The organism is Brevundimonas sp. Marseille-Q4549 (assembly GCF_976940555.1).
In genome coordinates, this window is record NZ_CDRHXG010000001.1 from 1,993,958 (window position 1) to 2,017,952 (window position 23,995).

Sequence of the window (23,995 nt, forward strand, 5' to 3'; positions counted from 1 at the left end):
ACTTCGCGCGCCGAAACAGGCGCAGGCCGATCATTCGGACGATGGGCTGGTCGGCGCGTCGGCCCTTGGTCGCCATCACAGCTTCAACGCAATCCATAGCGGATCCAGATCATGAAATTCACAAGCCTGACGGCTATCGCTCTTGCTTTGTCGTGTTGTGCGGGCGCGTCCGCCTGGGCGGCGGAACTGCCGGCGGCGCAGCAGTCCGCCCTCATCGGAACCGTCGAACGCGATCAAGAGAAACTGGGGGCGACCGCCCTGGCCATATGGGGTTTCGCCGAGGTCGGCTATCAGGAGACCCAGAGTTCGGCCCGCCTGCAACAGGATCTGACGGCCGCCGGTTTCACCGTCACGCCGGGAATCGCCGGTCAGCCCACCGCCTTCGTCGCCAGTTTCAAGAACGGGGACGGCCCGGTGGTCGCCCTTCTGGCCGAGTTCGACGCTTTGCCCGGCCTGTCCCAGGCCGTATCGCCCGTCGAACAGTCGCTGCATGGGATCGCCGGTCACGGCTGCGGCCATAACCTGTTCGGCGCCGCCTCCAGCTATGCCGCCATCGCGGTCAGGCAATGGATGATCGACAACAACATCAAGGGCGAATTGCGCGTCTACGGCACGCCCGCCGAAGAGGGCGGCTCGGCCAAGGCCTTCATGGTCCGCGACGGCCTGTTCAACGACGTGGATGTCGCGCTCCATTGGCACCCCGCGACGGTCAACAGCGCCAGCCAGGGCACGACCAAGGCCAATGTCAGCGGTAAATTCCGTTTCTACGGGACGTCGTCCCACGCGTCCGGCGCGCCGGATCGCGGGCGTTCGGCCCTGGACGCCGTCGAGGCCATGAACGCCATGGCCAATATGATGCGCGAGCACATCCCCGACGGAACCCGCATCCACTATGTCATCACCAACGGCGGTGAAGCGCCCAACGTCGTGCCCAACTATGCGGAATCCTACTATTACGTCCGCCACGGCGATCCGCAGGTCGTGTTGTCTGTCATCGAACGGCTGAAGAAGGCCGCCGAAGGCGCCGCGCTCGGCACCGAAACCCGATACGAATTCCAGCAGATCGGCGGTGTCTACAGCATGATGCCCAACGGCGCGCTGATGAGCGTCATGGACCGTAATCTGCGTCGCGTCGGCGGCATCGCCTGGACGCCGGAGGAAACGGCTTTCGCGGCCGAACTCCAGAAGACCCTGGCCAGCCGTCCGCCGCTGTCGAGCGTCGGCGAAATTCAGCCAGCTCAACTGAGCTTCGATGGGGCAGGCGGCTCGACCGACGTCTCGGACGTCAGCTGGGTCGTGCCCACCGTCGGTCTGGCGACGGCGACCTTCGTGCCCGGATCGGCAGGGCACAGCTGGCAGAACACCGCCGCCGCAGGCTCCAGCATCGGGGTCAAGGGCGCGGTCGTGGCGGCCAAGACCCTGGCCCTGACGGCTGCCGAACTGTTCGTCAGCCCCGACACCATCGCCGCAGCGACGGCCGAGCTCCACGAACGCCGTGGCGCGGACTTCGTCTATCGCCCCCTGGTCGGGGACGGTCCGCCGCAACTTGACTACCGCGGCGCCGCCAAATGACATCGACAACGCCGCGACGGGAACGGTCGACGCTGCGGCCTCGATGAAACAGTTCGGCCTGCACGGGGAGGGCGCTGACGCGTACCGGATTCGAGCAGGTCGACATCCCTCAAGAGAGGGGAGTCAGCGTTAGGCCGGCAGAACCGACCGAGACGCTCGTTGCGCCGGCCCCGCGGCGTTCAAGTCGTTTGATTGCAATGAAGGGACGATGGTGGGTGATCACAGGTTCGAACTGTGGACCCGCTGATTAAGAGGCGCTGGATCAGGCCTGCGCCAGGCTGGGCTATCCGAAGGCGATCCGGGTCGACCAGGGCACGGAGTTCGTCTCCCGGAACCTCGACCTATGGGCCTACGCCCACGGCGTCACCCTCGACTTCTCGCGGCCCGGCAAACCGACAGACAACGCCTTCATCGAGGCGTTCAACGGACGCTTCCGGGCCGAATGCCTGAACGCCCACTGGTTCCTCACGCTTGCGGATGCGGCCGAAAAGTTGGAGGTTTGGCGCAGAGACTACAACGAGGTTCGGCCCCATGGGGCCATAGGCAACAAGCCGCCGATCACGTTGATGAATCCCGGTGACGCAGCCAGCCCGTCACCCTGACTCGGGCCGGAAAACTCCAGCTCCGAGTGCTCCAGAGAATGGGAGCGGATCATCAAGGGCCGGACTCTAGCTCCGCGTGGAGGAAACTCTCAGGGGCACGTCAGGGAGTGATTGCGTGGTATTGCAGCCGCCCAGCCGAGTGACGCCATGATCGCGCAAGCAAGTGAGGCGGGCGTCAGAACCGTCACTCATCCCAAAAAAGCCGATGGTTTATTGGCTATGTTCCATCAGCCGCCGTCGCCCAACAGTCTGTCCAGCGCTCGGGCCACGTTCTCGAGCGTGTAGGGCTTTTGAACGATGGGACGCCCGCGATGGGCGATCGGAGGATCGGCCTGTTCCCCGTAGCCGGTCGCGAAGAGGAACGGGATGTTCAGTTCGGCCAGACGATCTGCGATCGGATAGGAGTTCTGGTCGCCCAGATTGATGTCCAGCATCGCGACGGAGGGGCGGGCGGCGTCGATGCTGTAGAGCGCGCCCTGAACCGTAGCGGCGGTTGTGACTGTCTCGGCGCCGAGACGTGTGGCGATGTCTTCAGCATCCAGCGCGATGATCAGGCTGTCTTCAACCAGCAGAATGTCGTGACCTTTGAGAATGCTGGCCGGAGCCGCCTGGGGATGGCCGGCCGCAGGGCGGGGATATTTGATGATGCGTGGCCCGGCGCCGTTCTGTGGGTCCGACAGGTGGCGAGCCGGCACGCGGAAGACAGCCTGAACGCCGCTGGGGTCGTAGTCGACCTTGGCCGCGCCGCCGAGATCATAGGGCACTGACCGATCGATAATGGTGGTGCCGAACCCCTTGCGCGTCGGCGGCGAGACCGGCGGACCACCGGTCTCGCGCCATTCAAGGATCAGGTCGCCGGCTGGATTGCGATGCCAGCCCAACGTCACTCGCCCGCCCTTGACCGACAGCGCCCCGTACTTGTTGGAGTTGGTGACAAGTTCGTGGAGCACCAAGGCCAGGGTCGAATAGGCGTTGGGATTGAGAAGAACGGGTTCGCCCTGGGTGACGATCCGTTCTCCGTCATCGATGAAGGCTGCGGCCTCCGCATCGATCAGAGCCTGGATCGGCGCTGGGCCCCAATGATCGTCGGTGATCTGGTTATGGGCTCGCGCCAGGGCGTGGATGCGACCGTCGATGACCTTGACGAAATTGGTGATGTCGCCGCCCGTCGGCTGTGACTGACGGATCAGACCGCGGATCAGACCAAGGATGTTGCGCACGCGATGGTTCAACTCCGCGATCAGCAATTCCTGTCGTGCGCTGGCCTGCTGACGCTCGGTAGACGCTTCGTCGGCGAGGCGCAGCACCACCTCGATCAAGGTCGCCCGTAGTGTTTCGGCGACGCGAATCTCTGAACTCGAGAAAGGGCGAGAACGGCCTTCGACCAGTTCCTTCCATTCGGCGAAACTTTCGCGCGGCGTCAGACGAGGTCCATTGGGACCATAGGCCGTCGGCTTGTGGGGATCACCGCCCCAGCGGACTGAGTGGATCAGTTCCTTGCGAAACAGAACGACATAGTCGCGCGGCGAACGCGAAATCGGTATGGCCAGCATTCCCGCAGCTTCCGAGGCGAACGCCTCCGCGTCCGGAATGAGAGAGCCGATGTGGTCGGTGGCGAACACCTTGCCGGCTGCTGTGCCGTTCAGGGCGCGAACGATTCTTCTGAAAGCCTCGATCGGCGGCGTGACGCCGGAGAAGGCGTGGTTTCCACCTAACCAGACCCCGACCCCGTCGGCGGGGATGGCATGGGTCAGGATATCGCCTAGCCAATCAGGGTCCTTGAGCAGGGTCTCGTCGGATGCGACGGCGCCCAGAAGTTGGTCCGAGATGTCGCGGGCGCGGCGTTCGTAATCGACGGTTTCCTGACGCTCTCGGCTCTCCAGCCGCATCGAAAACATCTGCACGAACAGTTCCGCGACCGAGCGCCGTTCGAAGCTGGGTCGACGCGGAGCGTAATGGTGGCAGGCGAAGAGTCCCCACAGCCGCCCGTCCACGATGATCGAAATCGACAGGGACGCCTCTACGCCCATGTTCTTCAGATATTCGATATGGATTGGAGAGACAGAGCGCAGAACCGACAAGGACAGGTCCAGCGGCCGACCCGCTTCGTCGCGCTCAGGCAGAATGGGCACGGGCGTCGCGTTGACGTCCGTGATGATGCGCAGAAGGTTGCGCCGGTAGAGCGCGCGCGCCTGAGCCGGAATATCCGAGGCCGGATAGTGCAGGCCCATGAATTTTCCGATGCCTGATCGAGCTGCCTCGGCCACCACCTCGCCAGAGCCGTCTGCGGCGAAGCGATAGACCATCACACGGTCGAATCCGATCAGGGCCCGGACCTGGCGGGCGCCCTCCCTGTAGAAGCTTGCGAAGTCCGCACATTGGTCCAGGCGACTGATCATCGAACGGACCATGCCTGAGGCGTCGCCGTGTTCGCCCGACGCCGGCTCGGCCTCGATCACCACCTGCCCGTTCGAGAAGTGCAGGGCGATGTCGAAGGCGGGGCCGCCATCGACAATGGCGCAGTCGAACAGTCTTTCGACCGCATCAGAGACGCGCAGCATCGCTGCGCGATTGCGCAGATCGTGCACGGCGCGGGCGGAGAAGACTTGCTGTAGAGGCTTGCCGAACAGATCCGCGGGCGCCAGGCCCAGAAAGTCGATGGTGTTCGCCGAGGCGCGCGCCATCATCCAATCGGCGGTCAGGGCGAGGAGAAAACCGATGGGCTGGATGGCGCCCAGAATGTGTATCGGCTCGCGATCACAATTGGTCAGGTCGACCGGGCGTGAATCATCCGTGGCGGTTTCGGACTGCAAGATCATCCTCCCCAAGAGTGCGACGGGCAGAGGATGCAAAGGTCTCGAAAACGTCGGCGGCGGCGCGGGCTGCGGCGGCGACCACGGGTTCAGAGCTTAACCGTTGATCCAGAAGGTGAACAAATGCGCGCCAGGCCGCCGGGTTCCCGTCGGAAAGGAAGGATTTCGGAAGATCGTCGGGAACGGCGCGAACCAACATCGCCCCTCCAAGCCGCGAGCCTTCCAGGACGTAAAGTCCGCCGAGCATCGCCGCCTCTCCGAAGAAGGACGGCGCCGGCGAAGGAGTGGGGACCGCCAGATGCAGAGCGGTCAAGTCGGCCACCAGGGCGTTGGACCGCCGCCGATCGGGCCAGTCTGGAACCACGTCTGCGATTCCGGCGCGGTCGAGCGCCTCCTCGACGCCGAGGAAGCCGCCAGCCTGGGCCAGCAGAAAGTCGCCATAGCCGCCGCGATGGGTCAGATCGAAGCGAGAGAAGAGAGCGTCGAGCCTTTCATGGTCGCCTGCCGTGGCCGACCGAAGTGCGAAACGCGCGCTCATATATATAATCCGCTACTCGACAAATTCAGCCGAATTTCAAATCGTAACGGGTATTGAGGCGAGTTCCAAGCGTCCGAATAGCTTGCTGATATGGTCAGTATCTGCGCCTGAGCGGCTTATGCGCCTTAGTTACCGTTGAGCGTGCCCCGGAAATCAACCTTCTTCCGAGAAGGCCTGAATGGGCAGGGGAGGGCTGGTGTTGGCGATCAGGGCTTGTCGCCGCAGGAAGGTGCGCGTGTCACCGCTCTGAGCGATCCGTCGCCATCTTGTTGGAAAAGGAGTGAGGGACGATGGTGGGTGCGGTCCACAGTGAATGACCGATCCTGGCGCAAAGCCGACTCCAGTGCAGATCAGGACAAACGCACCATTGGGTTCGAGCGAACCAACCTGCTCACGTCGTGCGCGCACGATCCGAAAGTCGCTCTGACCAACGCTGCGCAGACGCGGTCGCGTGTTCAAACAGGGGCAGCAGAAAAAAGCGTTCTAGGGCGTTGATCAGTCCGACAAGGAGGTTGTGAGGCGGAATTAGCGATTTTGCTCTCGCGTCTCGCCAAGAAAGCTGGCCTTCCTAGCGCCCCAAAGCCTCCAACGACGTCGCCATCAGCTGCAGATCCTCACCCAGAAGCCTGAGGGGCGCGAAATCAACCTTAGTGAGCCAACTAACCCGGAAAATGGTTGAAATCACCAAACCGTAGGTGTGGCAGGGGGGCGAGCATCCGTCTGACCATTGCCCGATCACGGTGCGGATCGGGCGATGAAGGCGCGTTCTGTCCGAGAGGCCAGCCCGCGCGGCGCGTACTCCACGGCGGCGCTACCGCCTCTGCTCTCAGTCACGCGATCTCGGCGCTGGAAGCCCGCCGTGGCGTCCGATTGCTGAACAGGACCACTCGCAGCGTGACCCTTACCTCGGCTGGTGAGAAGCTCCGGTCGTCGATCGAAGGGCCGCTGGAGGCGATCAGCCAGGCCGCCGACAACCTCAACAGGTTCCGCGATACGCCGTCCGGCCGCGTGCGGATCAACGTCCTTGGTGATGCGGTCGCGCTTCTGCTCGAACCGGTCATGCCGACATTCGTCGAGCGATATCCCGACGTTGAGGTGGACATCAGTGTCAGCAACCGTCTGATCGACGTCATCGCCGGCGGCTTCGACGCCGACATTCGTTACGGGGGCACCGTTCCCGTGGACATGATTGCCCAACGGCTGTCACCTGACATCCGCTGGGTAACGGCGGCGTCGCCGGCCTATCTGGAACGCTTTGGCACGCCGACAGCGCCGCAAGACTTGGAGCGGCATCGCTGCATCCGCATCCGGCTGGGCAACGAGCTGCTTTACGACTGGGAGTTTGAGCGCGGCGCCGAAGTGATGGAGATCGCTGCCCCAGGTCCAGTCACCGTCGACGAAGGCCACGCAGCGCTCAGCCTGGCCCTGAGCGGTGTCGGAATAATCTACGGCGCCGAGCCTATCCTTCGGCCCCATCTTGATGACGGCGCCTTGCGGCTCGTCCTTCAGGATTGGGCATCGATGGGGCCCGGATTTCACATCTACTATTCCGGGCGTCGACAGGTGCCGACCGCGTTACGGCTGCTCGTCGATCTGATCCGCGAACTCTCCCCGCTTCGGTGACCAGTTGCGGGCGGAACGAGAGCCCGGAACATCCGCGAATTGTCGAGAGCGGATCATCGCCCAAGGGTGAGGCGGACGCCATCCTGTCTGGTCGAGGTGGCAGAGCGAAGGGGAAGTGAACACGCGGCCGCCAGACGACCGCTTCTGACTCAAAGCGGCGGTTGGTGACGTCCGCTTTCGGTCAGGGAAATTATGAAAACATCGGTGGCGTCCTCAGCACTGTTTGCCCAGGTGTGGCTTGCAGCTATGGACGGGCGGAATGAACTTTTCGGGTTGGAGAGCGAGCTTGGCTCAGACGCAGCATGGCGTTGGACGCATTCGATCGAAGGTCGAAATTTGGGTCGGAGTGGGCGTCGTGCTCGTTCTCGCCTTCTTCCTGATTAGCGGCGTCGTCGCCTACCTCAACGTCCAGGGCCTGCGCGCCAATAGTCAGAAGGTGGTTGGAACCCATACGACACTGGTGGCCATAGACCAGGTCCTGTCGACCGTGCAGGACGCTGAAACGGGACAGCGCGGTTACCTTCTCACGGGCCAAGACCGTTATCTTGAGCCCTACGAAGACGCCGTGGCCGCAATGGACCGTGACCTTGCGATCCTCACCGAAGTGACCTCGCGCGACCCAGCGCAGCAGGCCAACCTCAAAGAGGTCAAGCGCCATGTCGGCGTCAAGATGGAGCAGTTGACCCGGGGAATCGAAGCGCGGCGTACGGGCGGCCTCGCGGCGGCCGTCGCGATGATCGAAACCGACCGCGGCAGGACGGCGATGAATGCGATCCGGGAACGCTTGGCCATCATGCGCGCCGACGTCGCGCAGCAGCGGCGACAGTGGCTGTCTGAGATGGAGGTCGCTTACCGGACCGCCCTGCTGACCGGAATCCTGTCCGCCCTGCTCGGCGCCGCCCTCACCGTCGGGGTGTTCCTGCTCATCCGCAACAGCACGCGGGAACGCGCCCGGCGGGAGTGGCTTCAGGCCGGACAGGTTGGGCTCGCCGAAGCAATGAGCGGCGACAAGACCATCGAGGCGCTGGCCGACAGCATCTTGGGCTTCCTGGCTCGATATGTCGACTTTCAAGCCGCAGCGATCTTCAAGGGCGAAGGCGGCGTTTTCCGCCGCGCCGCCACCCTGGGCGTTCCATCAGACGCGCCCGTGCCTATGGAGTTCCGACTTAAGGAGGGCCTTCTGGGCCAGGTCGCCGCTGATGGGGCGTCAGTGCTGCTGACGGATGTCCCTCAAGGCTATCTGACTATTGGATCCGCGCTGGGACGGGATGACCCGCGTCATCTCGTCATCGCCCCTGCGAACGCCGATGGCGTCATCAACGCCGTGATCGAGTTGGGCTTTATCCATGCCCCGGGACCGCAGGTCCTTCGGCTGCTGGACGAAAGTGCGGCTGCGATAGGCGTCGCCCTCAGGTCGGCGCGCTATCGTCTGGATCTTCAGAACGCCCTCGAAGAGACCCAGCGCCAGTCCGAGGAACTACAGGTGCAGAGCGAAGAGCTTCGGGTTTCCAACGAGGAGTTGGAGGAGCAGGGGCGCGCGCTCAAGGAATCCCAGGTGCGGCTGGAGCAGCAGCAGGTGGAGCTTGAACAGACCAACAGCCAGCTGGAAGAGCAAGCACAGGTTCTGGAGGGACAGCGCGACGACCTGGAACGGACCGGCGCCGATCTGGCCCTCAAGGCCCGGGAGCTCGAAGCGGCCAGCCAGTACAAGTCCGACTTCCTCGCCAACATGTCCCACGAACTCCGGACGCCTCTTAACTCCCTGCTGATCCTGTCGAAGCTTCTCGGCGACAACAGCGACGGAAACCTGTCCGAAGAGCAGGTTCGCTACGCCCGGACCATTCAGTCCTCGGGCGACGATCTGTTGACGTTGATCAACGACATTCTCGACCTCTCCAAGATCGAGGCCGGGCACGTCCAGATCCGTCCCGAAGCTGTTTCGGTCCAGAGACTGGCCGGCGACTTGCGCCAGCTGTTCGATCCGATTGCAGACCAGCGGGGGCTGAACTTCACGATCGACGTCGCCAAGGGGACGCCCGATCTGGTTGAGACGGACCGTCAACGTCTGGAACAGATCCTTAAGAACCTGCTTTCGAACGCCTTCAAGTTCACAGAGAAGGGGAGCGTAAAGCTGAGGATCGCGCCCGGCGACCGGGGCTTGGATTTTTCGGTGAAAGACACCGGAATCGGTATTTCGCGCGAACAGCAGAACAGCATCTTCGAAGCCTTCCAGCAGGCCGACGGCACGATCAGCCGCAAGTACGGCGGGACGGGGCTCGGACTTTCGATCTCCAGGGAACTGGCTCGGTTGCTCGGAGGCGCGATCACTCTGGAAAGCAAGCCCGGCAAAGGCAGCACCTTCACCCTCAGCGCGCCCCTCGCCTACGACGCCGCTCAGGTTGCGTCGCGCGCGCCCTTTGCTCCGCAACCCGCGGCGTCCTCAGTCACGCAGGCCGCCCCGAAATCGTCGCCCGCTGTCCTGCCCCGCGCGGTTGAGGATGATCGGGACGCGCTGGCCGTGAACCGGCGCACGTTGCTGGTCGTTGAAGACGACGATCGTTTCGCCGCCATCGTCCGGGACCTGTCGCGCGAAATGGCGTTCCAGTGTCTTGTGGCCAGTAATGGCGAGGACGCGATCAAGCTCGCCAAACAGTACCGGCCGAGCGCCATCGTCCTTGACGTCGGCCTTCCTGACCAGTCCGGTCTGACGGTCCTGGACACGCTGAAGCGCGACGACCAGACCCGCCATATACCGATTCATGTGGTGTCCGCTGGAGACCATGCCACGACCGCGCGCGCGCTTGGCGCGATGGGGTATCTCACCAAGCCGGTCAAACGTGAGGCGCTGGCGGATGTCCTTCGGGCCCTGGAGGAGAACCTCACCCGGACCGTTCGACGAGTCCTGATCGTGGAGGATGACGCCGTCCAGCGCGAGGCCATGAGAGCCCTTCTGTCGAGCGGCGGGGTCGAGACGGTTGGGGTGGGCACGGCGGCGGAATGCCTTCAAACCCTCGAACAGCAGACCTTCGACTGCATGGTTGTGGACCTGTCCCTGCCCGACGCCTCCGGCTTCTCGCTGCTGGAGACGCTCAGTCTGAACGGTCAGCAGGCCTATCCGCCGGTGATCGTCTATACCGGCCAGGATCTGACGGCGGACCACGAGCAACAACTGCGCCGCTACTCCAGCTCAATCATCATCAAGGGCGCCAAGTCGCCGGAACGCCTGCTGGATGAGGTCTCGCTGTTCCTCCACCAGGTGGTCGCCGACATGCCGCCCGAACAGCAGCGCATGATCCAGAAGGCGCGAAATCGAGACGCCGTGCTGGAAGGCCGGCGCATCCTCGTCGTCGAGGATGATGTCCGAAACATCTATTCCCTCACCAGCGTCCTCGAACCGCGCGGCGTCGTCGTGCAGATCGCGCGCAACGGGCAGGAAGCGCTCGACGCGCTCGATGCGTCCGCCGCCTCTGCACCCGCCATAGACCTCGTTCTGATGGATGTGATGATGCCGGTCATGGACGGGCTCACCGCGACACAGCGCATCCGGAGCGATGGACGCTGGGGCGGCCTGCCGATCCTGATGCTGACCGCCAAAGCCATGCCGGACGACCAGGAACGCTGTCTCGCAGCAGGGGCCAACGACTACATGGCCAAGCCCCTGGATGTCGATAAGTTGCTCTCTCTGGTCCGCGTGTGGATGCCGCGCTGATCCATGGCCGACACTCTCGAAGACCTCGAAATCCAACTGCTGCTGGAGGCGCTGTTCCAGCGCTATCATTTCGACTTCCGTCACTATGCCCGTGCGTCGATCAAGCGGAGGCTGGTCCAGGCCCGCGACCAGATGGGCTATCCGACGCTGACCGCGCTGCAGGACGCTGTCCTGCACGACCCGACGATGCTGCCCCGGCTGCTGGGCTATCTGACTGTGCAAGTCAGCGAGATGTTTCGCGATCCGACCTATTTCAAAGCCTTGCGCGAGACCGTGCTTCCACATCTGCGCACCTATCCGTCGCTCAAGGTTTGGATCGCGGGGTGCAGCACCGGCGAGGAAGTCTACTCCCTGGCCATCCTGTTCCAGGAGGAAGGGCTGTATGATCGCACCCTCTTCTACGCGACCGACATCAATCCCGATGCGCTCCGCGCAGCGGAAGCCGGGGTCTACGCCCTCGATCGGCTGCGCAAATTCACTGAGAACCACCAGAAGTCGGGCGGACGTTCGTCCCTGTCCGACTACTATACGGCCGACTACGGGCGGGCCGTCTTCGACCGTAGCCTCAGCGCCCGGGTCGTCTTCTCCGATCACAGCCTGGTCACGGACGCGGTGTTCGCCGAGATGCAACTGATCTCCTGCCGCAATGTCATGATCTATTTTGATCGCGCCCTGCAGGATCGCGCCATCGGCCTGTTCAAGAACTCCCTGCCACGCGGAGGCTTCCTCGGCCTCGGCTCCAAGGAAAGTTTGAGGTTTTCAGCCCACGCCGGCGAATTTTCTGAGTTCGTCCTCCAGGAAAAGCTCTACCGAAGGCTAGGCGCATGAGTGTCCCATCACAACGCGCGGTGGTGATCGGCGCTTCCGCCGGCGCCGTCCAGGCGCTTTTAGCCATCCTTCCCATCCTCCCAGCGGACTATCCCTTGCCCATTCTGATCGCGGTCCATGTCCCCCCGGATCGAGGCAATGGTCTCGTGCCGCTGCTTCAAGCGAGCTGCGCCCTTGCGGTGCTTGAAGCCGAGGACAAGGAAAGGGTCCTTCCTGGAACCGTCTATTTTGCGCCCCCCGATTATCACCTTCTGGTCGAGCGAGATGGCGGGCTGGCCCTGTCCTCGGATGAGCCGGTCAACTATTCTCGCCCATCGATTGACGTTCTCTTCGAAAGCGCCGCCGACGCCTATGGAGCCGGCCTGATCGGTGTCGTGCTGACGGGCGCCAACAACGACGGGGCCGCCGGACTGAGAGCCGTTATGGAAAGGGGTGGCGAGGCCTTCGTCGAACGCCCGTCAGAGGCCTATGCGTCAGCGATGCCAGAAGCCGCTCTCGCGGCCTGCGCGGGCGCAACGGCCATGAGTCTGGCGGACATCGCAAACTATCTGGTGGAACTCGAAGCCGCATGACGACCCTCGACACCCCGATAAAGGTTCTTCTCGTTGATGATCTCGAGGAAAATATCCTCGCGCTTGAGGCTTTGCTCCAGCGCGAAGGTCTCCACCTGCTCAAGGCGAAGTCCGGAGATCAGGCGCTTGAGCTGCTCCTTGCCGAAGACGTCGCTCTCGCCCTCCTAGACGTGCAGATGCCTGGCATGGACGGCTTCCAACTGGCCGAATTCATGCGCGGCAACGCCCGGGTCCGTCATGTCCCCATCATCTTCGTCACGGCGGGCAGCGCAGAACAGCAGCGCCGGTTTCGCGGCTATGAGGCCGGCGCGGTCGATTTTATCCAGAAGCCGATCGAGCCTGATATCCTGCGAATGAAGACGGAGATCTTCATTGAACTCTATCAGCAGCGTGAGCGGATACGCCTGCAACGAGACGAATTGGACGTGCATGCGACGGCCTTGAGCGCCGCAGATCAACGCAAGAACGAGTTCCTGGCGGTCTTGGGTCATGAGCTACGCAATCCCATCATGGCCCTGAACGCAGGGCTGAAGTTGCTCGATCGCGCCGGCGAGCCAGATCAAGCCGCCGTCATCCGGGAGCGGATGGCGACCCAAGTGTTTCACCTCTCGCGGCTTGTCGAGGATCTGCTTGACGTTTCGAGGATCGATCAGGGCAAGATCGCCCTGCGCTTCGAACGGGTGCAGTTAAAGACCGTGCTGGACTCCGCGATCGATACAAGCCGTCCCAGGATCGACGCGGGTGGGCATGCCTTCACGTTTGACCTACCGACGGAAGCCGTATGGGTCACAGCCGACTTCACCCGCCTATCGCAGATCGTCAGCAATCTGCTGACCAACGCAGCCAAATACACTCCGTCGGGCGGGACGATCCAGCTCCGGGCGAACGCCGGGCCCGACTACGTCGAAGTCGCCGTCTCCGACACTGGCGTCGGCATTTCCAAGGATATGCAAGCTCGGGTCTTTGAGCTGTACACGCAGTTGAAGGGGCCCGACGATCGATCCAGCGAAGGCCTTGGCATCGGTCTGGCCCTGGTCCGCCAACTGGTCGATCTGCATAAGGGCGACATCCGCGTGGAAAGCGACGGTCCGGGCGCCGGCAGCTGTTTCACCATACGGTTGCCGCGTTCAGCATAGCATCGACCGTCGGAGTAGGCGCGGCTATTGCCAAACAATGCGGCAGTGAATGTCTGGGACTGGCGCACAGAAGTTCATTATCTGGAAGCAGGCGTCACGACAGGCAGGCGACCTCAGAGAAGGGGGCATGCGACAGTCTGACCTGTTCCTACAACCGAAGCCCTCAGGGAACGCCGGCCGTCTAATCGGCCCCAAGGCGCCGCTTAAGCCCAAGCTCATCTGGTCCATCCGACAACAGTTGAGTGTGGCCAGGAGATTTCGCGACCTCGCCATGTTCAACTGCGCGTTGGATTCGAAACTACGCGCCTGCGACCTGGTCCGACTTCGCGTGAGCGATGCGGCGAGAGGCGGTGTTCTCCGTCAGCGGTCGGTCGTCATCCAACAGAAGACCGGGAGACCTGTGCCCGTTGAGATCACCGAGCCTGCGCGTGATGCGATCGCTGCTCGCCTGAGTGTGCGGCGCCAGCCTGAAGACGACTGGCCGTTCCCAAGCCGGAGCCGGTGCGGCCAGCACATCGGCGCCAGGCCGTATGCTGGGCTGATAGACCGATGGCGCAGCCCTAAGGGTACGGCGCTCACAGCCTTAGACGCACTAAGGTCTCGCTCATTCACAAGAATGACAGGCAATCTTCGCGCATGCCAGCTCCTGATCGGCCACAGGAGATTGGAGAGCATAGTCAGATATCTCGGTATCGAGGTGGATGACGCCTGGGAGATGTCAGAGCAAATCGACTTGTGACCCTAAGCCGGGCCCTGAAGCAGGCCCGGCGATGGTCAGCTTTGGGTGGGAAGCGGATGTTAGTGGGCAGGCGCCGAGAGGCCGTACCCTCCTGCGGGCGCCGTCTCGGCCACCCTCGACATTCCCGCGATCATCGGTCGCCCTCTCGAGATCGCATCGCGGACCGCCGGAAGCGTGAGTGACGCGCCGTGCGCTTCCTTGCTCTGCCATGCCTCTGTGATCCAAATCACCTCCGGCTCTAGCGGGTCCAAAGCAACGATGTAGCTCAAACAGCCCGGCAGTCCGCTTACACCCTCGATGAGGACTCTGACCAGCTCGTCGCGATGACCTGGCTGCGCTGTCATTTTGCCGATCAAGCCGTACATCGATGAACTTTCCATGTCCGCAGCAGACGCGCGAAGCGGTGAAGTGACGGCCAAGCCCACGCCAGCAACGACGATTCTGCGGCTGATTTCCATCGCAATACGTTAGCTGGCCGATGGATCGAGACAAGCGGATAGTTCCGCAACGGGTCGATTTCGGTCCTGGGCTTTGGCGCCGAACGCGGATGTTGGCCGTTAGGCCGGAAAGCAGTCGCCCTTGACGCCAAATCGGGGTGATTAGTGGACGTTCCTCATCGAAACAACGGGGCGTGGAACCATAGCCTCTAGAAACGACCGGTAACCGGACGGGCGTTGCCGCATTAAGGGAACGACGCCTTGTCGATCCTCCGGAGAGCCATGCCCGATCCCTATATCCTCATGCTGTTTGTGGTGGGGGCGCTGGTCGCGCTGGTGGCGTGGCTGCCGCTGGTGTTCCGGCGCGCGCCGCTTTCGCTGCCGATCGTCTGCGTCGGGCTTGGGGCCGCGCTGTTCAGCCTGCCGCAGGTGGGGTTCGATCCGCTGCCGCAGACCTATCCCGAGATCACCGAGCGGCTGACCGAGTTCGTGGTGATCATCGCTCTGATGGGGGCAGGGCTGAAGATCGACCGGATCTTCAATCCGAGGCGATGGGGCGTGACCTGGCGGTTGCTGGGCGTCACCATGATGCTGTCGATCGTGGCGATCGTGCTGCTGGGATGGACGGTCCTGGGGCTGGGCCTGGCGGGGGCGATCCTGCTGGCCGGCACGCTGGCGCCGACCGATCCTGTGCTGGCGTCGGACATCCAGGTGGCGGCGCCGGGCGAAGGGCGTGAAGACGAGGTGCGGTTCGGCCTGACGTCCGAGGCGGGGCTGAATGACGGGTTGGCGTTCCCGTTCGTGAACCTGGCCATCGCCCTGGCCCTGGTGGCGGAGGGCCAGAAGGACGACTGGTTCGTAGAGTGGCTGACCGTCAGCGTGCTGTGGGAAATCGGCGCCGGGCTGGGCATCGGCTGGGCGATCGGCTGGCTGTTCGGCTGGCTGACCTTCACCATTCCGGTCAGCACGCGACTGGCCGCGACGCGCGACGGGTTCATCGCCCTGGCGGCGACCTTCATCTCATACTCGGTGACGGAGATGCTGCACTGCTACGGCTTTCTGGCGGTGTTCATCACGGCGCTGGCGTTCCGGCACGCCGACCGGGACCACGATTTCCAAGTCGAGATGCACGACTTCATCGAGCAGATCGAGCGTATGGCGATGATGGTGGTGCTGGTGCTGTTCGGCGGGGCGCTGGCGTCGGGCCTGCTGGCGCCGCTGCGGCCGCTGGATGCGATGGTGGCGTTGGCGATCGTGCTGGTGGTGCGGCCTCTGACCGGGATGATCGGCTTCATCGGCTGGAGGCAGCCGATGCGCGAGAAGCTGATTCTGGCCTTCTTCGGGATCCGGGGCGTGGGGTCCTTCTACTATCTGGCCTATGGGCTGAACGCCGCGCCGTTCGAGAGCGACGACCGGCTGTGGGCCATCGTGGGGCTGATCTGCCTGATGTCGATCCTGCTGCACGGGATCACGGTCACGCCGGTGATGCGATGGTTTGACCGCAGCGAAGGCCGCGATCCGGATGCAGAGGCGGATGGGGTGCAGGCCGAAACGTCGGGGCGAGGAACGTCAGCCTGACTTTGTGACCAAGGCCGATTGGATCAGGCACCTCAAATGTCCGCTACGGGTGGTTAGCGGTCATCGACTGGCGGTAGCCTTCGCTTAGCTTCCGAGATGAGCCACTCCACGACTTCAAGGGGGATGCTTCCGTTATCAAACGTCGCCAAGGTCATCTGACCGTTTGCGTCAGCGTAGAAAACCTCTGCCAAGGGCGCGTGTTCGATCACCCCATCCGACAGTTCGAGGAACATGCCGTCACGCTGGACATCACTGCCCATGGTCAGTTCGAACGATCCAGCAGGCGACTTTGACATGCGAATACCCCAGATCGCACTAGCCTAATCGGCTGGGCCGATGTCCGCCTCGGGTGGGAAGCGGACATCGTCCCAACTTTCAATCAATGAGCTCGGTAATGCATAGCGACCGCGCCGTTACTGAAAGGCTTGGTCGAGAGCAGTTCTAGTCTGCGTGTTGCGGACAAGCCGGCGTGACAAAGGGTCGGACCGTGCCCTGCTATCCTTGGATGAACGACGAGCTTGTATTCGTCGATCAGATTCGACCGATCTAGTTCCGTCGCCAGCTTGCCGCTGCCGAGGAGCACGCCAGCCGGCGTAGCGTCCTTCAGCGCTTGCACCGCCGCATGTAAGTCGCTGCCAAGATGGTGGCTGTTTGTCCACGGGAACGTCGTACGCGTCGTTGACGCCACATACTTTGGTTTGTCTTCCAGCTTGACCGCCCACTCGCGGATCGCCGCAGGTGCATCCACCTCGCCACTAGCGACGGTAGGCCAGTATCTCTCCATCATCTCGTAGGTCACACGACCCCAGGGCATCGCGCCGCTCTCGTCCATCAAGCGGGTAAAAAAGGCGTGCGTCTCGTCGTCGGCGATGCCTTCCTGATGGTCGACGCAGCCATCTAGAGTGAGGTTGATGCTGAAGGTCAGAAGTCCCATGAGGCTAGCCTATGCGATCTTGGCTCGAGCTCAACGTCCGCAACGGGTTGGTTTGCGAAGCAGGCATCGCCCCCGAAAGAGGACCTCTGATCCACGCACGGAATGTCGTCTTTCCGGCATGGTCCGCATGACCGCTCCTGGCGCAATTCAGACATTCATATCCCGAAGATCGATCCGTCAGCGCATTCGGGGCGTATCGGTGAGGAGCTTATGGAGCTGAGCCGTGAATATAGCTGCCCCCTACATTTTGACCCTCCTCGTCTTCGCCGTGATCGACTCGGCCTGGCTCGGCAGCATGGGGAACCGGCTTTACCGCCCCCTGATCGGCTCGATGCTGGCGGACAACTTCAGGCTGGCGCCGGCGGTGGCCTTCTATGCGCTCTATGCTGGGGGCCTGACGCTCTTCGCGGTACTGCCAGGCCTTGCCGAAGGCGGGTGGAAGAAGGCGCTGCTGTGGGGCGGACTGTTCGGCCTGTTCGCATATGGGACCTACGACCTGACCAATCTGGCCACGCTCAAGACCTGGAGTCTGAAACTGTCGCTGATCGACATGGCTTGGGGCGTCTGCGTCAGCGCCGTTTCGTCATCGATCGCCTGCGCCCTGGCCATGCGCCTGCTGCGCGTCGTCTAACGCGGTTTCCGAAGGAAGAAGCGGCTGGTGCGGGCGGCGTAGGCGGCGAATGCGTCGGGTCGCGAACGGCGCATATGGGCCTCCAGCAAGGGGACGCCCGACACATGGTTCAGCAGCCAGTAGATGTAGGCAGGACCCGTCAGTGCCAGCCAGCCCCAGGGCCAGGCGCCGCTGACGTCGATGGCGAACACCGGCCAGGCGCACCAGCCCAGCCACTCGAAGAAATAGTTGGGGTGCCGTGACCAGGCCCAGAGGCCGGTGTCGCAGACGCGGCCTCGATGGGCGGGATCAGCCTTGAAGGCGGCCAGCTCACGGTCGGCCACACCTTCGCCCAGCAGGGCGGACATGAAGATCAGGGTCGCGAAACCATCTTGCAGGGTCAGCCCGGGCATCGGGTTGCGCGCCGCCAGCAGTACGCTGAGCGCCAGGAAGGCGGCGGCCCCGGACTGAAGCATCAGGAAGCCGAACATCCGGGCCTGGAATCTGTCGCCCCATTCGGTGCGCAGCCGGGCGTAGCGCGCGTCCTCGTTTTCGCCGGCGGCGCGGCGTGCGATATGCAGGCCCAGCCGCAGGCCCCAGAGCCCGATCAGGCTGGCGATCAGCCATTGGCGGTATGACGGCGCCACGCCGCCGAGAGGAAACAGGGCGACGCCGACGCCAGCCATACCGAGGCCGAATGACCAGAAGGCGTCGGCCCATCCGCCTTGGCCGGTGCGGCGCTGAACCGCCCAGGCCGCGCTCATGACCAGAACGAGAAACAGGGCCGCCGCAAACCAGAGCGGCAGCAGGGCGATCACAGCCGTACGAAGGGCTGCATCAGCCGCCCCAGCCAGCCGTCGATCTGGATTTCTCCATCCAGGGCGACGACGCAGAGGCAGGGACTGTCCGACACCACGCGCGGCTGGTGCAGCACGTCGTGGTCGGCTTCCTCCAGATCGCCGACGTCGAAGCGTTCGGTCTCGGTGGCGTAGGCGCCGGACAGGACGCAGGTCAGTTCGATCCCGCCATGGGTGTGACGCGGCGTCTCGCGACCCGGATCGATCTTCAGCAGGATGACCCGGCAGGCGCCGTCGCGCGGGGCGTGGACGTCGCGGGCGCGGATGCCGGGGCCGATCCAGCGCCAGGGCCCGAGGGCGTAGCGCCGCAGCGGCTCGGGCAGTTCGGGCATGTCGTTGAGCGGTGCCGGCGGCCTGGCTTCGCCTGCATCGGTTTCGATGAGCGCCATGGCGTGCGCCAGGGCGTGGTCGGACAGGTCCACCGGCGCGGCCTCCTCCAGAAACTCACCGCCCACGGCCTGAAGGCGGCGAACCCAGGCGTCGTTGGCGGGGCGCAAGGCCAGATGGGCGGCGACGACCACGGCCTCGGGCGGGCTGAGCGATCCGGCGGCATAGGCGAGCAGCCGTTCTTCGGATGGGTTGCGGTTGGGGTTCATCGTGGCGCCTCCTCGGACGGTTCGAGGATGAGGCGAAGTTTGATCATGGCGTTGCGGATGCGGGATTTGACGGTGCCCAGAGGCAGGTCGAGCCGCCGGGCGATTTCGGAATGAGGGCTGTCCAGGAAGAAGGCGAGGCGCAGAACCTCGACCTGATCGGGCTTGAGGCGCGACAGGGCGTCGCGAATGCGTTCGGCGTCCTGTGAAGCGGACAGGATGTCATCCGGTTGCTGCACCTCGGTCTCGGCCAGATCGATTTCGGGCGTCGGCAGGGGGCGGGCGTCGCGGCGCAGCATGTCGAGCCGGCGGTTGCGAGCGATGGTGAAGATCCAGGTCGCGGCCCGGGCCTTGCGCGCGTCGAACAGGTCCGCCTTGCGCCAGACCGTCAGCATGGCGTCCTGGGCGAAGTCTTCTGCGGCGGCAGGGGGCGCGCCTGACTTGATCAGCCAGGCCTTCAGGCGCGGCGCATAATGGCTGAACAGTTTAGCGAAGGCTTCGCGATCCCGCCGCAACGCCACCGCCTCGATCAGGCGGTCATGCGCAAAGGCGTCCGGCGAGGATCCGTCCGCGCTCATGCGCCGCAGGGTCCTGTCAGACGATTTGAAAGAGGCGGCCTCGACATGCATGCAGCCTAATACGCTTCGGCAAAATGTCTGGATCATTCGTAATCCGATTGCGACGCCGCTGCGTAATCCGATCAGGCCTGCAGCGATTGCGCGGGCGCGTTTCGGAGCCGTCATGTCGCATTCGTCCGCTCGTCCTTCCGATGGCCCGCTCAAGATCGCCGTGGTCGGATCGGGCGTGGCCGCCCTGTCGTCGGCCTGGTTGCTGTCGCAGCGCCACAGGGTGACGCTCTATGAAAAAGCGGATCGTCTGGGCGGGCATTCCCATACCGTGACCGCAGGGGCGGCGACCGGAGATGTCGCCGTCGACACCGGCTTCATCTGCTTCAACGACGCCACCTATCCCAATCTGATCGCCCTGTTCGAGCACCTGGGCGTGCAGGCCCGCGCGACCGACATGTCTTTCGCCGTGTCGCTGGACGACGGCCGGTTTGAATACGCGGCACCCGGTCTGTTCGCCCAGCGCCGCAATGTCCTTCGCCCGCGCTTCTGGTCAATGCTGGGCGAGATCCTGCGCTTCTATCGTGAGGCGCCGATTGATCTGGGCGGGTTGAGCGACCCAAACCTGACGCTGGGCGACTATCTGAAGCGCGAAGGCTTCAGCGAGGCCTTCCGTGACGACCATCTGCTGCCGATGGCGGCGGCGATTTGGTCCTCGCCAGCCCACACGCTGCTGGACTATCCGGCAGAGGCCTTCATCCGCTTCTGCGGCAACCATGGCCTGCTCAAGCTGATCGGCCGACCGCTGTGGCGGACGGTTGAGGGTGGAAGCCGGACCTATGTCGAACGGCTGGCCCGGGCCATAGGCGACGTACGGCTGAACCACGGCGTGACGGCGGTGCGGCGCACAGGCCAGGGCGTCATGATCCACGACATCCAGGGCGGCGTCGAGCGCTTCGACCAGGTCGTCATCGGCGCCCATGCCGATCAGGCCCTGGCCATGCTGGACGAGCCAACCGCGCAGGAAAAGGAGGTGCTGGGCGCCTTCAGCTACAGCCGCAACCTGACGGTGCTGCACACCGACGCTGGCCTGATGCCGCATCGCCGCCGCGCGTGGGCCAGTTGGAACTATATCGGCGCTGACGAAGACCTGTGCGTCACCTACTGGATGAACAGGCTTCAGGGCCTGCCAGGGCAGGACCTTTTCGTCACCCTGAACCCGCCGCGTCCGCCCAAGCCCGACACCTTGTTGCGCAGCGAGCTCTATGAGCACCCCGTCTTCAACCCCGCCGCCCTTCAGGCCCAGAAACAGCTGTGGAGCCTGCAGGGGCAGGGCGGTGTCTGGTTCTGCGGCGCCCACTTCGGCGCGGGCTTTCATGAGGATGGCCTGCAGTCCGGTCTCGCCGTGGCCGAGCAACTGGGCGGCGTGCGACGCCCCTGGTCGGTAAAGAACGAGAGCGGCCGCATCCACCTGTCGCCGTCTTCGGCCACTGTCCTGGAGAGGGCGGCGTGACCCGGGCCTCCGCCCTCTATCGCGGAGACGTCATGCATCGGCGGCTGCGGCCAAGGGCGCATCGGTTTTACTATCGCGTCTTCTGGCTGCTGCTGGATCTGGCGGAGATCGACGAACTGGACCGCAGCCTGAGCTGGTTTTCGCGCAACCGTTTCAACCTGCTGTCCTTTCACGATCGAGATCACGGCGACGGTTCCGGCGCGGCGTTGCGCCCCCAGATCGAGGCCTTCCTCGGTCGTGCAGGGATCGACATCGGCGAAGGGGCGGTGCGCTTGCTGACCATGCCGCGTGTGCTCGGCTACGTCTTCAATCCGATCAGCCTCTACTACTGCCATCACGGTGACGGTCGGCTGGCGGCCATGGTCTATGAGGTGACCAGCACCTTCGGCGTGCGCCACGCCTATGTCATTCCGGTGCCGGAAACGGACCAGACGGCGGGCCTGATCCGTCAGGGCGCGGCTAAGGCCCTCTATGTCTCGCCCTTCATGGGGATGGAGATGGACTACATTTTTCGCGGTCACGCGCCGGGCGCCCGGCTGGACATGACCATCGACGGCGTGGACGCCCAGGGGCTCTTGATCACCGCCGTCATGTGTGGCGAGCGCCGTCCGCTAGACGACAGGGCCTTGTGGACCGCGGCGCTGGTCCTGCCGCTGATGACCCTCAAGGTCGTGGCCGCCATCCACTGGGAGGCCCTGAAACTCTGGCTCAAGGGCGTTCGCCTGACGCGCCAGCCGCTGCCGGCCCGTGAGGCAGTCACAGTCCAGCGGCGGGCTCGAGAGAGCCGTGTCGCGCGTTGAACATCCGCCGTCCCCGAATAAAAGGCCGCCCGACGACATGACCACCACCTTCTATGGCGAGCGAAACGATCAGCGGATGGGGGCTCCGGTTCTGGGCCTGCTTGTGCACCTGCTGTCCGCCAACTGGACCTGGGGGCGGCTCACCCTCGTTCTACCGGACGGCGCCCGTCATCAGCTGATGGGCCGGACATCCGGCCAAGCCGCCGTCCTGACCATCCGGGATCCTCGCTGCGCAGCCCGTGTGCTGAAGAACGGGGATATCGGCTTTGCGGAAGGCTATATGGCGGGGGAGTGGGACACGCCTGACCTGGCGGTCCTGTTGGAGACCCTGGTCAACAACTACGACCACATTCGTCGCCTGTTCGACGGCAACCCTCTGATGAAGTTGGTCAACGGGATCGGACACCGGCTGAACCGCAACAGCCGCCGGGGATCGCGCCGCAATATCCACGCCCACTATGACCTGGGCAACGCCTTCTATGGCGCCTGGCTGGACCCCTCGATGACCTATTCCTCGGCGCGTTTCGAGGCGCCGGGACAGCTGCTGCAGGACGCCCAGCGCGCCAAGTACGCCGCTTTGGCGCGGATGATGGACCTTCAGCCGGGGCATAGCGTGCTGGAGATCGGCTGCGGCTGGGGCGGGTTCGCCGAGTTCGCGGCGCGAGAGGTCGGGGCCGTGGTCACGGGTGTCACCATCTCTCGCGAACAGCACGACTATGCGCGTCGCCGCCTGTTCGAGGCGGGGCTGGCGGAGCGAGCGGATATCCAGCTGGTCGACTACCGCGACGTGGAGGGCCGCTTCGACCGCGTCGCCTCGATCGAGATGCTCGAGGCGGTGGGGCGCGAATACTGGCCCGTATACTTCCAGAAGGTCCACGACGTCCTGGAGGCGGGAGGACGTGCGGGCCTGCAGATCATCACCATCCAGGACGACCTGTTCGACGAATATGATGCGCGTACCGACTTCATCCAGAAGTATGTCTTTCCCGGTGGGTGCCTGCCTTCCGAGGCGAGGCTGGCGCCCGTGCTGGCGCAGACCGGCCTGAAAAAAACGGGTGTCGAGCGTTTCGGCGACAATTACGCCGTCACCCTGGCTGAATGGGCGCGAGGTTTCGAGAGCGCCTGGACCGATATCGCTCGAAGGAACGCAGGCTTCGACGAGCGCTTCCGCCGTCTCTGGCGCTTCTATCTCGCCTACTGCGAGGCCGGTTTCCGGTCGGCCCGGACCGATGTGATCCAGATGAGCCTGAGTCGCGACTAACGAACGCGCCTTGCTGACCCTGACCTGTTGATGACGGATATGCCGATGAGCCTGAAACGCCTTTCAGTCATTCTTATCGCCGCAGCCACCTGCGGCCTTGGACTATCGGCCTGCGCCACGTTTCAGCGTGGCCCAATCGGCAATCCGAATGTTCACCTGCCGACCAGGATGGTCGACCTGAGCCGATATGCCGGGCTCTGGTACGAGATCGGCCGCTACGAAAACGGGTTCGAGCGGGGATGCGAGGGGGTGACGGCGGAATACACAAGACGCGACGATGGTCTTGTCGGCGTGCTCAACACCTGTCGTCAGGGTGGCGTCGACGGCCCGGTGAAAACGGTCGAGGGCAGGGCCCGGGTGGTGCCCGACAGCGGCGATGCACGGCTGAAAGTCTCCTTCTTTGGACCCTTCTACCTCGGCGACTACTGGGTGCTGGACCATGCCGACGACTATTCCTGGTCCATCGTCGGCGAACCCTCCGGCCGATATCTCTGGCTGATGAGCCGGACGGCGAAACCTTCCCAAGAGGTTCGCGCCACCATCCTGAGCCGGGCGGCAGAGCTTGGTTATGATCTCGCGCTGTTGCATCAAACTCGGCATCGCCCGTAAATCTGCTGGCTGCCGTCGTGCGTATCTCCTGTCAAAAGAGGAGAGAAGCCATGGCGGGCAAGATGTTTCGGGGGCTGGGGGCGATGACCCTGGCGCTGGCTTCAG

Annotated in this window: 21 protein-coding genes and 1 pseudogene; 14 read left to right on the forward strand and 8 right to left on the reverse strand. The window is 63.8% G+C overall.

Translation table 11 applies throughout. The features are described 5' to 3' along the window. The first annotated feature begins 111 nt into the window (after positions 1 to 111). Complete coding sequence (locus ACWPV3_RS09750; protein ID WP_453977758.1) at positions 112 to 1,572, forward strand: amidohydrolase; 1,461 nt, start codon at positions 112 to 114, stop codon at positions 1,570 to 1,572. A 257-nt stretch (positions 1,573 to 1,829) separates the two neighbouring features. After that, a pseudogene (locus tag ACWPV3_RS09755) lies at positions 1,830 to 2,174 on the forward strand (integrase core domain-containing protein); the annotation flags it as partial. 227 nt (positions 2,175 to 2,401) lie between these two features. Here the strand turns inward: ACWPV3_RS09755 and ACWPV3_RS09760 are convergent. Both ACWPV3_RS09760 and ACWPV3_RS09765 read right to left on the reverse strand, forming a co-directional pair. Further along, positions 2,402 to 4,987: an HWE histidine kinase domain-containing protein gene (locus ACWPV3_RS09760; RefSeq protein ID WP_453977759.1), complete on the reverse strand. Its 2,586-nt coding sequence runs from the start codon at positions 4,985 to 4,987 to the stop codon at positions 2,402 to 2,404. Beyond that, positions 4,962 to 5,525, reverse strand: a complete 564-nt coding sequence (locus ACWPV3_RS09765; RefSeq protein WP_453977760.1) for a biliverdin-producing heme oxygenase — start codon at positions 5,523 to 5,525, stop codon at positions 4,962 to 4,964. The genes ACWPV3_RS09760 and ACWPV3_RS09765 overlap by 26 nt, the downstream gene beginning before the upstream one ends. Positions 5,526 to 6,200: 675 nt before the next feature. On the opposite strand from ACWPV3_RS09765, the gene ACWPV3_RS09770 reads away from it, so the two are divergent. From ACWPV3_RS09770 to ACWPV3_RS09795, 6 genes are all read left to right on the forward strand, one after another. Further along, positions 6,201 to 7,148 (forward strand): LysR substrate-binding domain-containing protein, encoded by a 948-nt coding sequence (locus tag ACWPV3_RS09770; RefSeq protein ID WP_453977761.1) that lies wholly within the window; start codon positions 6,201 to 6,203, stop codon positions 7,146 to 7,148. A 286-nt stretch (positions 7,149 to 7,434) separates the two neighbouring features. Then, positions 7,435 to 10,857: a response regulator gene (locus ACWPV3_RS09775; RefSeq protein WP_235969013.1), complete on the forward strand. Its 3,423-nt coding sequence runs from the start codon at positions 7,435 to 7,437 to the stop codon at positions 10,855 to 10,857. 3 nt (positions 10,858 to 10,860) lie between these two features. After that, positions 10,861 to 11,685 (forward strand): CheR family methyltransferase, encoded by an 825-nt coding sequence (locus ACWPV3_RS09780; protein WP_185225695.1) that lies wholly within the window; start codon positions 10,861 to 10,863, stop codon positions 11,683 to 11,685. After that, positions 11,682 to 12,257: a chemotaxis protein CheB gene (locus ACWPV3_RS09785; RefSeq protein WP_165116476.1), complete on the forward strand. Its 576-nt coding sequence runs from the start codon at positions 11,682 to 11,684 to the stop codon at positions 12,255 to 12,257. The genes ACWPV3_RS09780 and ACWPV3_RS09785 overlap by 4 nt, the downstream gene beginning before the upstream one ends. Beyond that, the gene (locus ACWPV3_RS09790) at positions 12,254 to 13,393 is read left to right on the forward strand and encodes a sensor histidine kinase (protein ID WP_185225696.1); all 1,140 of its coding nucleotides are present in this window, start codon (positions 12,254 to 12,256) and stop codon (positions 13,391 to 13,393) included. The genes ACWPV3_RS09785 and ACWPV3_RS09790 overlap by 4 nt, the downstream gene beginning before the upstream one ends. A 127-nt stretch (positions 13,394 to 13,520) precedes the next feature. Then, entirely contained in the window at positions 13,521 to 14,132 is a 612-nt protein-coding gene (locus tag ACWPV3_RS09795) for a tyrosine-type recombinase/integrase (protein WP_185225697.1), read from the forward strand. A gap of 59 nt (positions 14,133 to 14,191) precedes the next feature. Here the strand turns inward: ACWPV3_RS09795 and ACWPV3_RS09800 are convergent, their stop codons facing one another. After that, complete coding sequence (locus tag ACWPV3_RS09800; protein WP_165116481.1) at positions 14,192 to 14,590, reverse strand: putative quinol monooxygenase; 399 nt, start codon at positions 14,588 to 14,590, stop codon at positions 14,192 to 14,194. 261 nt (positions 14,591 to 14,851) lie between these two features. Between ACWPV3_RS09800 and ACWPV3_RS09805 the strand changes: the two genes are divergently transcribed. After that, positions 14,852 to 16,147, forward strand: coding sequence for a cation:proton antiporter (locus tag ACWPV3_RS09805; RefSeq protein WP_185225699.1), 1,296 nt, complete (start codon positions 14,852 to 14,854; stop codon positions 16,145 to 16,147). Between the two features lie 53 nt (positions 16,148 to 16,200). On the opposite strand, the gene ACWPV3_RS09810 is transcribed toward ACWPV3_RS09805, so the two are convergent. Beyond that, on the reverse strand, positions 16,201 to 16,443 hold the full coding sequence (locus ACWPV3_RS09810) for a hypothetical protein (protein ID WP_319078793.1): 243 nt from the start codon (positions 16,441 to 16,443) through the stop codon (positions 16,201 to 16,203). Between the two features lie 83 nt (positions 16,444 to 16,526). Then, the gene (locus ACWPV3_RS09815; RefSeq protein WP_319078794.1) at positions 16,527 to 17,081 is read right to left on the reverse strand and encodes a dihydrofolate reductase family protein; all 555 of its coding nucleotides are present in this window, start codon (positions 17,079 to 17,081) and stop codon (positions 16,527 to 16,529) included. A 223-nt stretch (positions 17,082 to 17,304) separates the two neighbouring features. Here ACWPV3_RS09815 and ACWPV3_RS09820 point away from each other — a divergent pair, with 223 nt between their 5' ends. Beyond that, the gene (locus ACWPV3_RS09820) at positions 17,305 to 17,712 is read left to right on the forward strand and encodes a DUF2177 family protein (protein ID WP_087139026.1); all 408 of its coding nucleotides are present in this window, start codon (positions 17,305 to 17,307) and stop codon (positions 17,710 to 17,712) included. On the opposite strand, the gene ACWPV3_RS09825 is transcribed toward ACWPV3_RS09820, so the two are convergent. From ACWPV3_RS09825 to ACWPV3_RS09835, 3 genes are read right to left on the reverse strand one after another with little or no spacing between them, the layout of a single operon-like run. Then, complete coding sequence (locus ACWPV3_RS09825; RefSeq protein WP_292087645.1) at positions 17,709 to 18,509, reverse strand: DUF1295 domain-containing protein; 801 nt, start codon at positions 18,507 to 18,509, stop codon at positions 17,709 to 17,711. The two genes, ACWPV3_RS09820 and ACWPV3_RS09825, sit on opposite strands and share 4 nt — an antisense overlap. Beyond that, positions 18,506 to 19,144: a cadmium/peroxide/UV radiation responsive anti-sigma factor ChrR gene (chrR, locus tag ACWPV3_RS09830; protein ID WP_312735635.1), complete on the reverse strand. Its 639-nt coding sequence runs from the start codon at positions 19,142 to 19,144 to the stop codon at positions 18,506 to 18,508. The genes ACWPV3_RS09825 and chrR overlap by 4 nt, the downstream gene beginning before the upstream one ends. After that, entirely contained in the window at positions 19,141 to 19,719 is a 579-nt protein-coding gene (locus ACWPV3_RS09835) for a sigma-70 family RNA polymerase sigma factor (protein ID WP_453977762.1), read from the reverse strand. The genes chrR and ACWPV3_RS09835 overlap by 4 nt, the downstream gene beginning before the upstream one ends. Positions 19,720 to 19,882: 163 nt before the next feature. Here ACWPV3_RS09835 and ACWPV3_RS09840 point away from each other — a divergent pair, with 163 nt between their 5' ends. From ACWPV3_RS09840 to ACWPV3_RS09855, 4 genes are all read left to right on the forward strand, one after another. Next, positions 19,883 to 21,220, forward strand: coding sequence for an NAD(P)/FAD-dependent oxidoreductase (locus tag ACWPV3_RS09840; RefSeq protein ID WP_453977763.1), 1,338 nt, complete (start codon positions 19,883 to 19,885; stop codon positions 21,218 to 21,220). Beyond that, entirely contained in the window at positions 21,217 to 22,020 is an 804-nt protein-coding gene (locus ACWPV3_RS09845) for a DUF1365 domain-containing protein (protein ID WP_453977764.1), read from the forward strand. The genes ACWPV3_RS09840 and ACWPV3_RS09845 overlap by 4 nt, the downstream gene beginning before the upstream one ends. 76 nt (positions 22,021 to 22,096) lie before the next feature. After that, positions 22,097 to 23,281 carry a class I SAM-dependent methyltransferase gene (locus tag ACWPV3_RS09850; RefSeq protein ID WP_453978521.1) on the forward strand — a complete coding sequence of 395 codons (1,185 nt, stop codon included), beginning with the start codon at positions 22,097 to 22,099 and terminating at the stop codon, positions 23,279 to 23,281. Positions 23,282 to 23,326: 45 nt separating this feature from the next. After that, complete coding sequence (locus ACWPV3_RS09855) at positions 23,327 to 23,890, forward strand: lipocalin family protein (RefSeq protein WP_312735628.1); 564 nt, start codon at positions 23,327 to 23,329, stop codon at positions 23,888 to 23,890. Positions 23,891 to 23,995 lie beyond the last annotated feature (105 nt).

Excerpts from the sequence above, each read along its gene's own strand:
- chrR (WP_312735635.1), bottom strand. The coding sequence starts at position 19,144 with ATGAACCCCAACCGCAACCCATCCGAAGAACGGCTGCTCGCCTATGCC.
- ACWPV3_RS09780 (WP_185225695.1), top strand. The coding sequence starts at position 10,861 with ATGGCCGACACTCTCGAAGACCTCGAAATCCAACTGCTGCTGGAGGCG.
- ACWPV3_RS09805 (WP_185225699.1), top strand. The coding sequence starts at position 14,852 with ATGCCCGATCCCTATATCCTCATGCTGTTTGTGGTGGGGGCGCTGGTC.
- ACWPV3_RS09810 (WP_319078793.1), bottom strand. The coding sequence starts at position 16,443 with ATGTCAAAGTCGCCTGCTGGATCGTTCGAACTGACCATGGGCAGTGAT.
- ACWPV3_RS09815 (WP_319078794.1), bottom strand. The coding sequence starts at position 17,081 with ATGGGACTTCTGACCTTCAGCATCAACCTCACTCTAGATGGCTGCGTC.
- ACWPV3_RS09785 (WP_165116476.1), top strand. The coding sequence starts at position 11,682 with ATGAGTGTCCCATCACAACGCGCGGTGGTGATCGGCGCTTCCGCCGGC.
- ACWPV3_RS09840 (WP_453977763.1), top strand. The coding sequence starts at position 19,883 with ATGTCGCATTCGTCCGCTCGTCCTTCCGATGGCCCGCTCAAGATCGCC.
- ACWPV3_RS09795 (WP_185225697.1), top strand. The coding sequence starts at position 13,521 with ATGCGACAGTCTGACCTGTTCCTACAACCGAAGCCCTCAGGGAACGCC.
- ACWPV3_RS09855 (WP_312735628.1), top strand. The coding sequence starts at position 23,327 with ATGAGCCTGAAACGCCTTTCAGTCATTCTTATCGCCGCAGCCACCTGC.
- ACWPV3_RS09750 (WP_453977758.1), top strand. The coding sequence starts at position 112 with ATGAAATTCACAAGCCTGACGGCTATCGCTCTTGCTTTGTCGTGTTGT.
- ACWPV3_RS09850 (WP_453978521.1), top strand. The coding sequence starts at position 22,097 with ATGGGGGCTCCGGTTCTGGGCCTGCTTGTGCACCTGCTGTCCGCCAAC.
- ACWPV3_RS09835 (WP_453977762.1), bottom strand. The coding sequence starts at position 19,719 with ATGAGCGCGGACGGATCCTCGCCGGACGCCTTTGCGCATGACCGCCTG.
- ACWPV3_RS09790 (WP_185225696.1), top strand. The coding sequence starts at position 12,254 with ATGACGACCCTCGACACCCCGATAAAGGTTCTTCTCGTTGATGATCTC.
- ACWPV3_RS09800 (WP_165116481.1), bottom strand. The coding sequence starts at position 14,590 with ATGGAAATCAGCCGCAGAATCGTCGTTGCTGGCGTGGGCTTGGCCGTC.
- ACWPV3_RS09765 (WP_453977760.1), bottom strand. The coding sequence starts at position 5,525 with ATGAGCGCGCGTTTCGCACTTCGGTCGGCCACGGCAGGCGACCATGAA.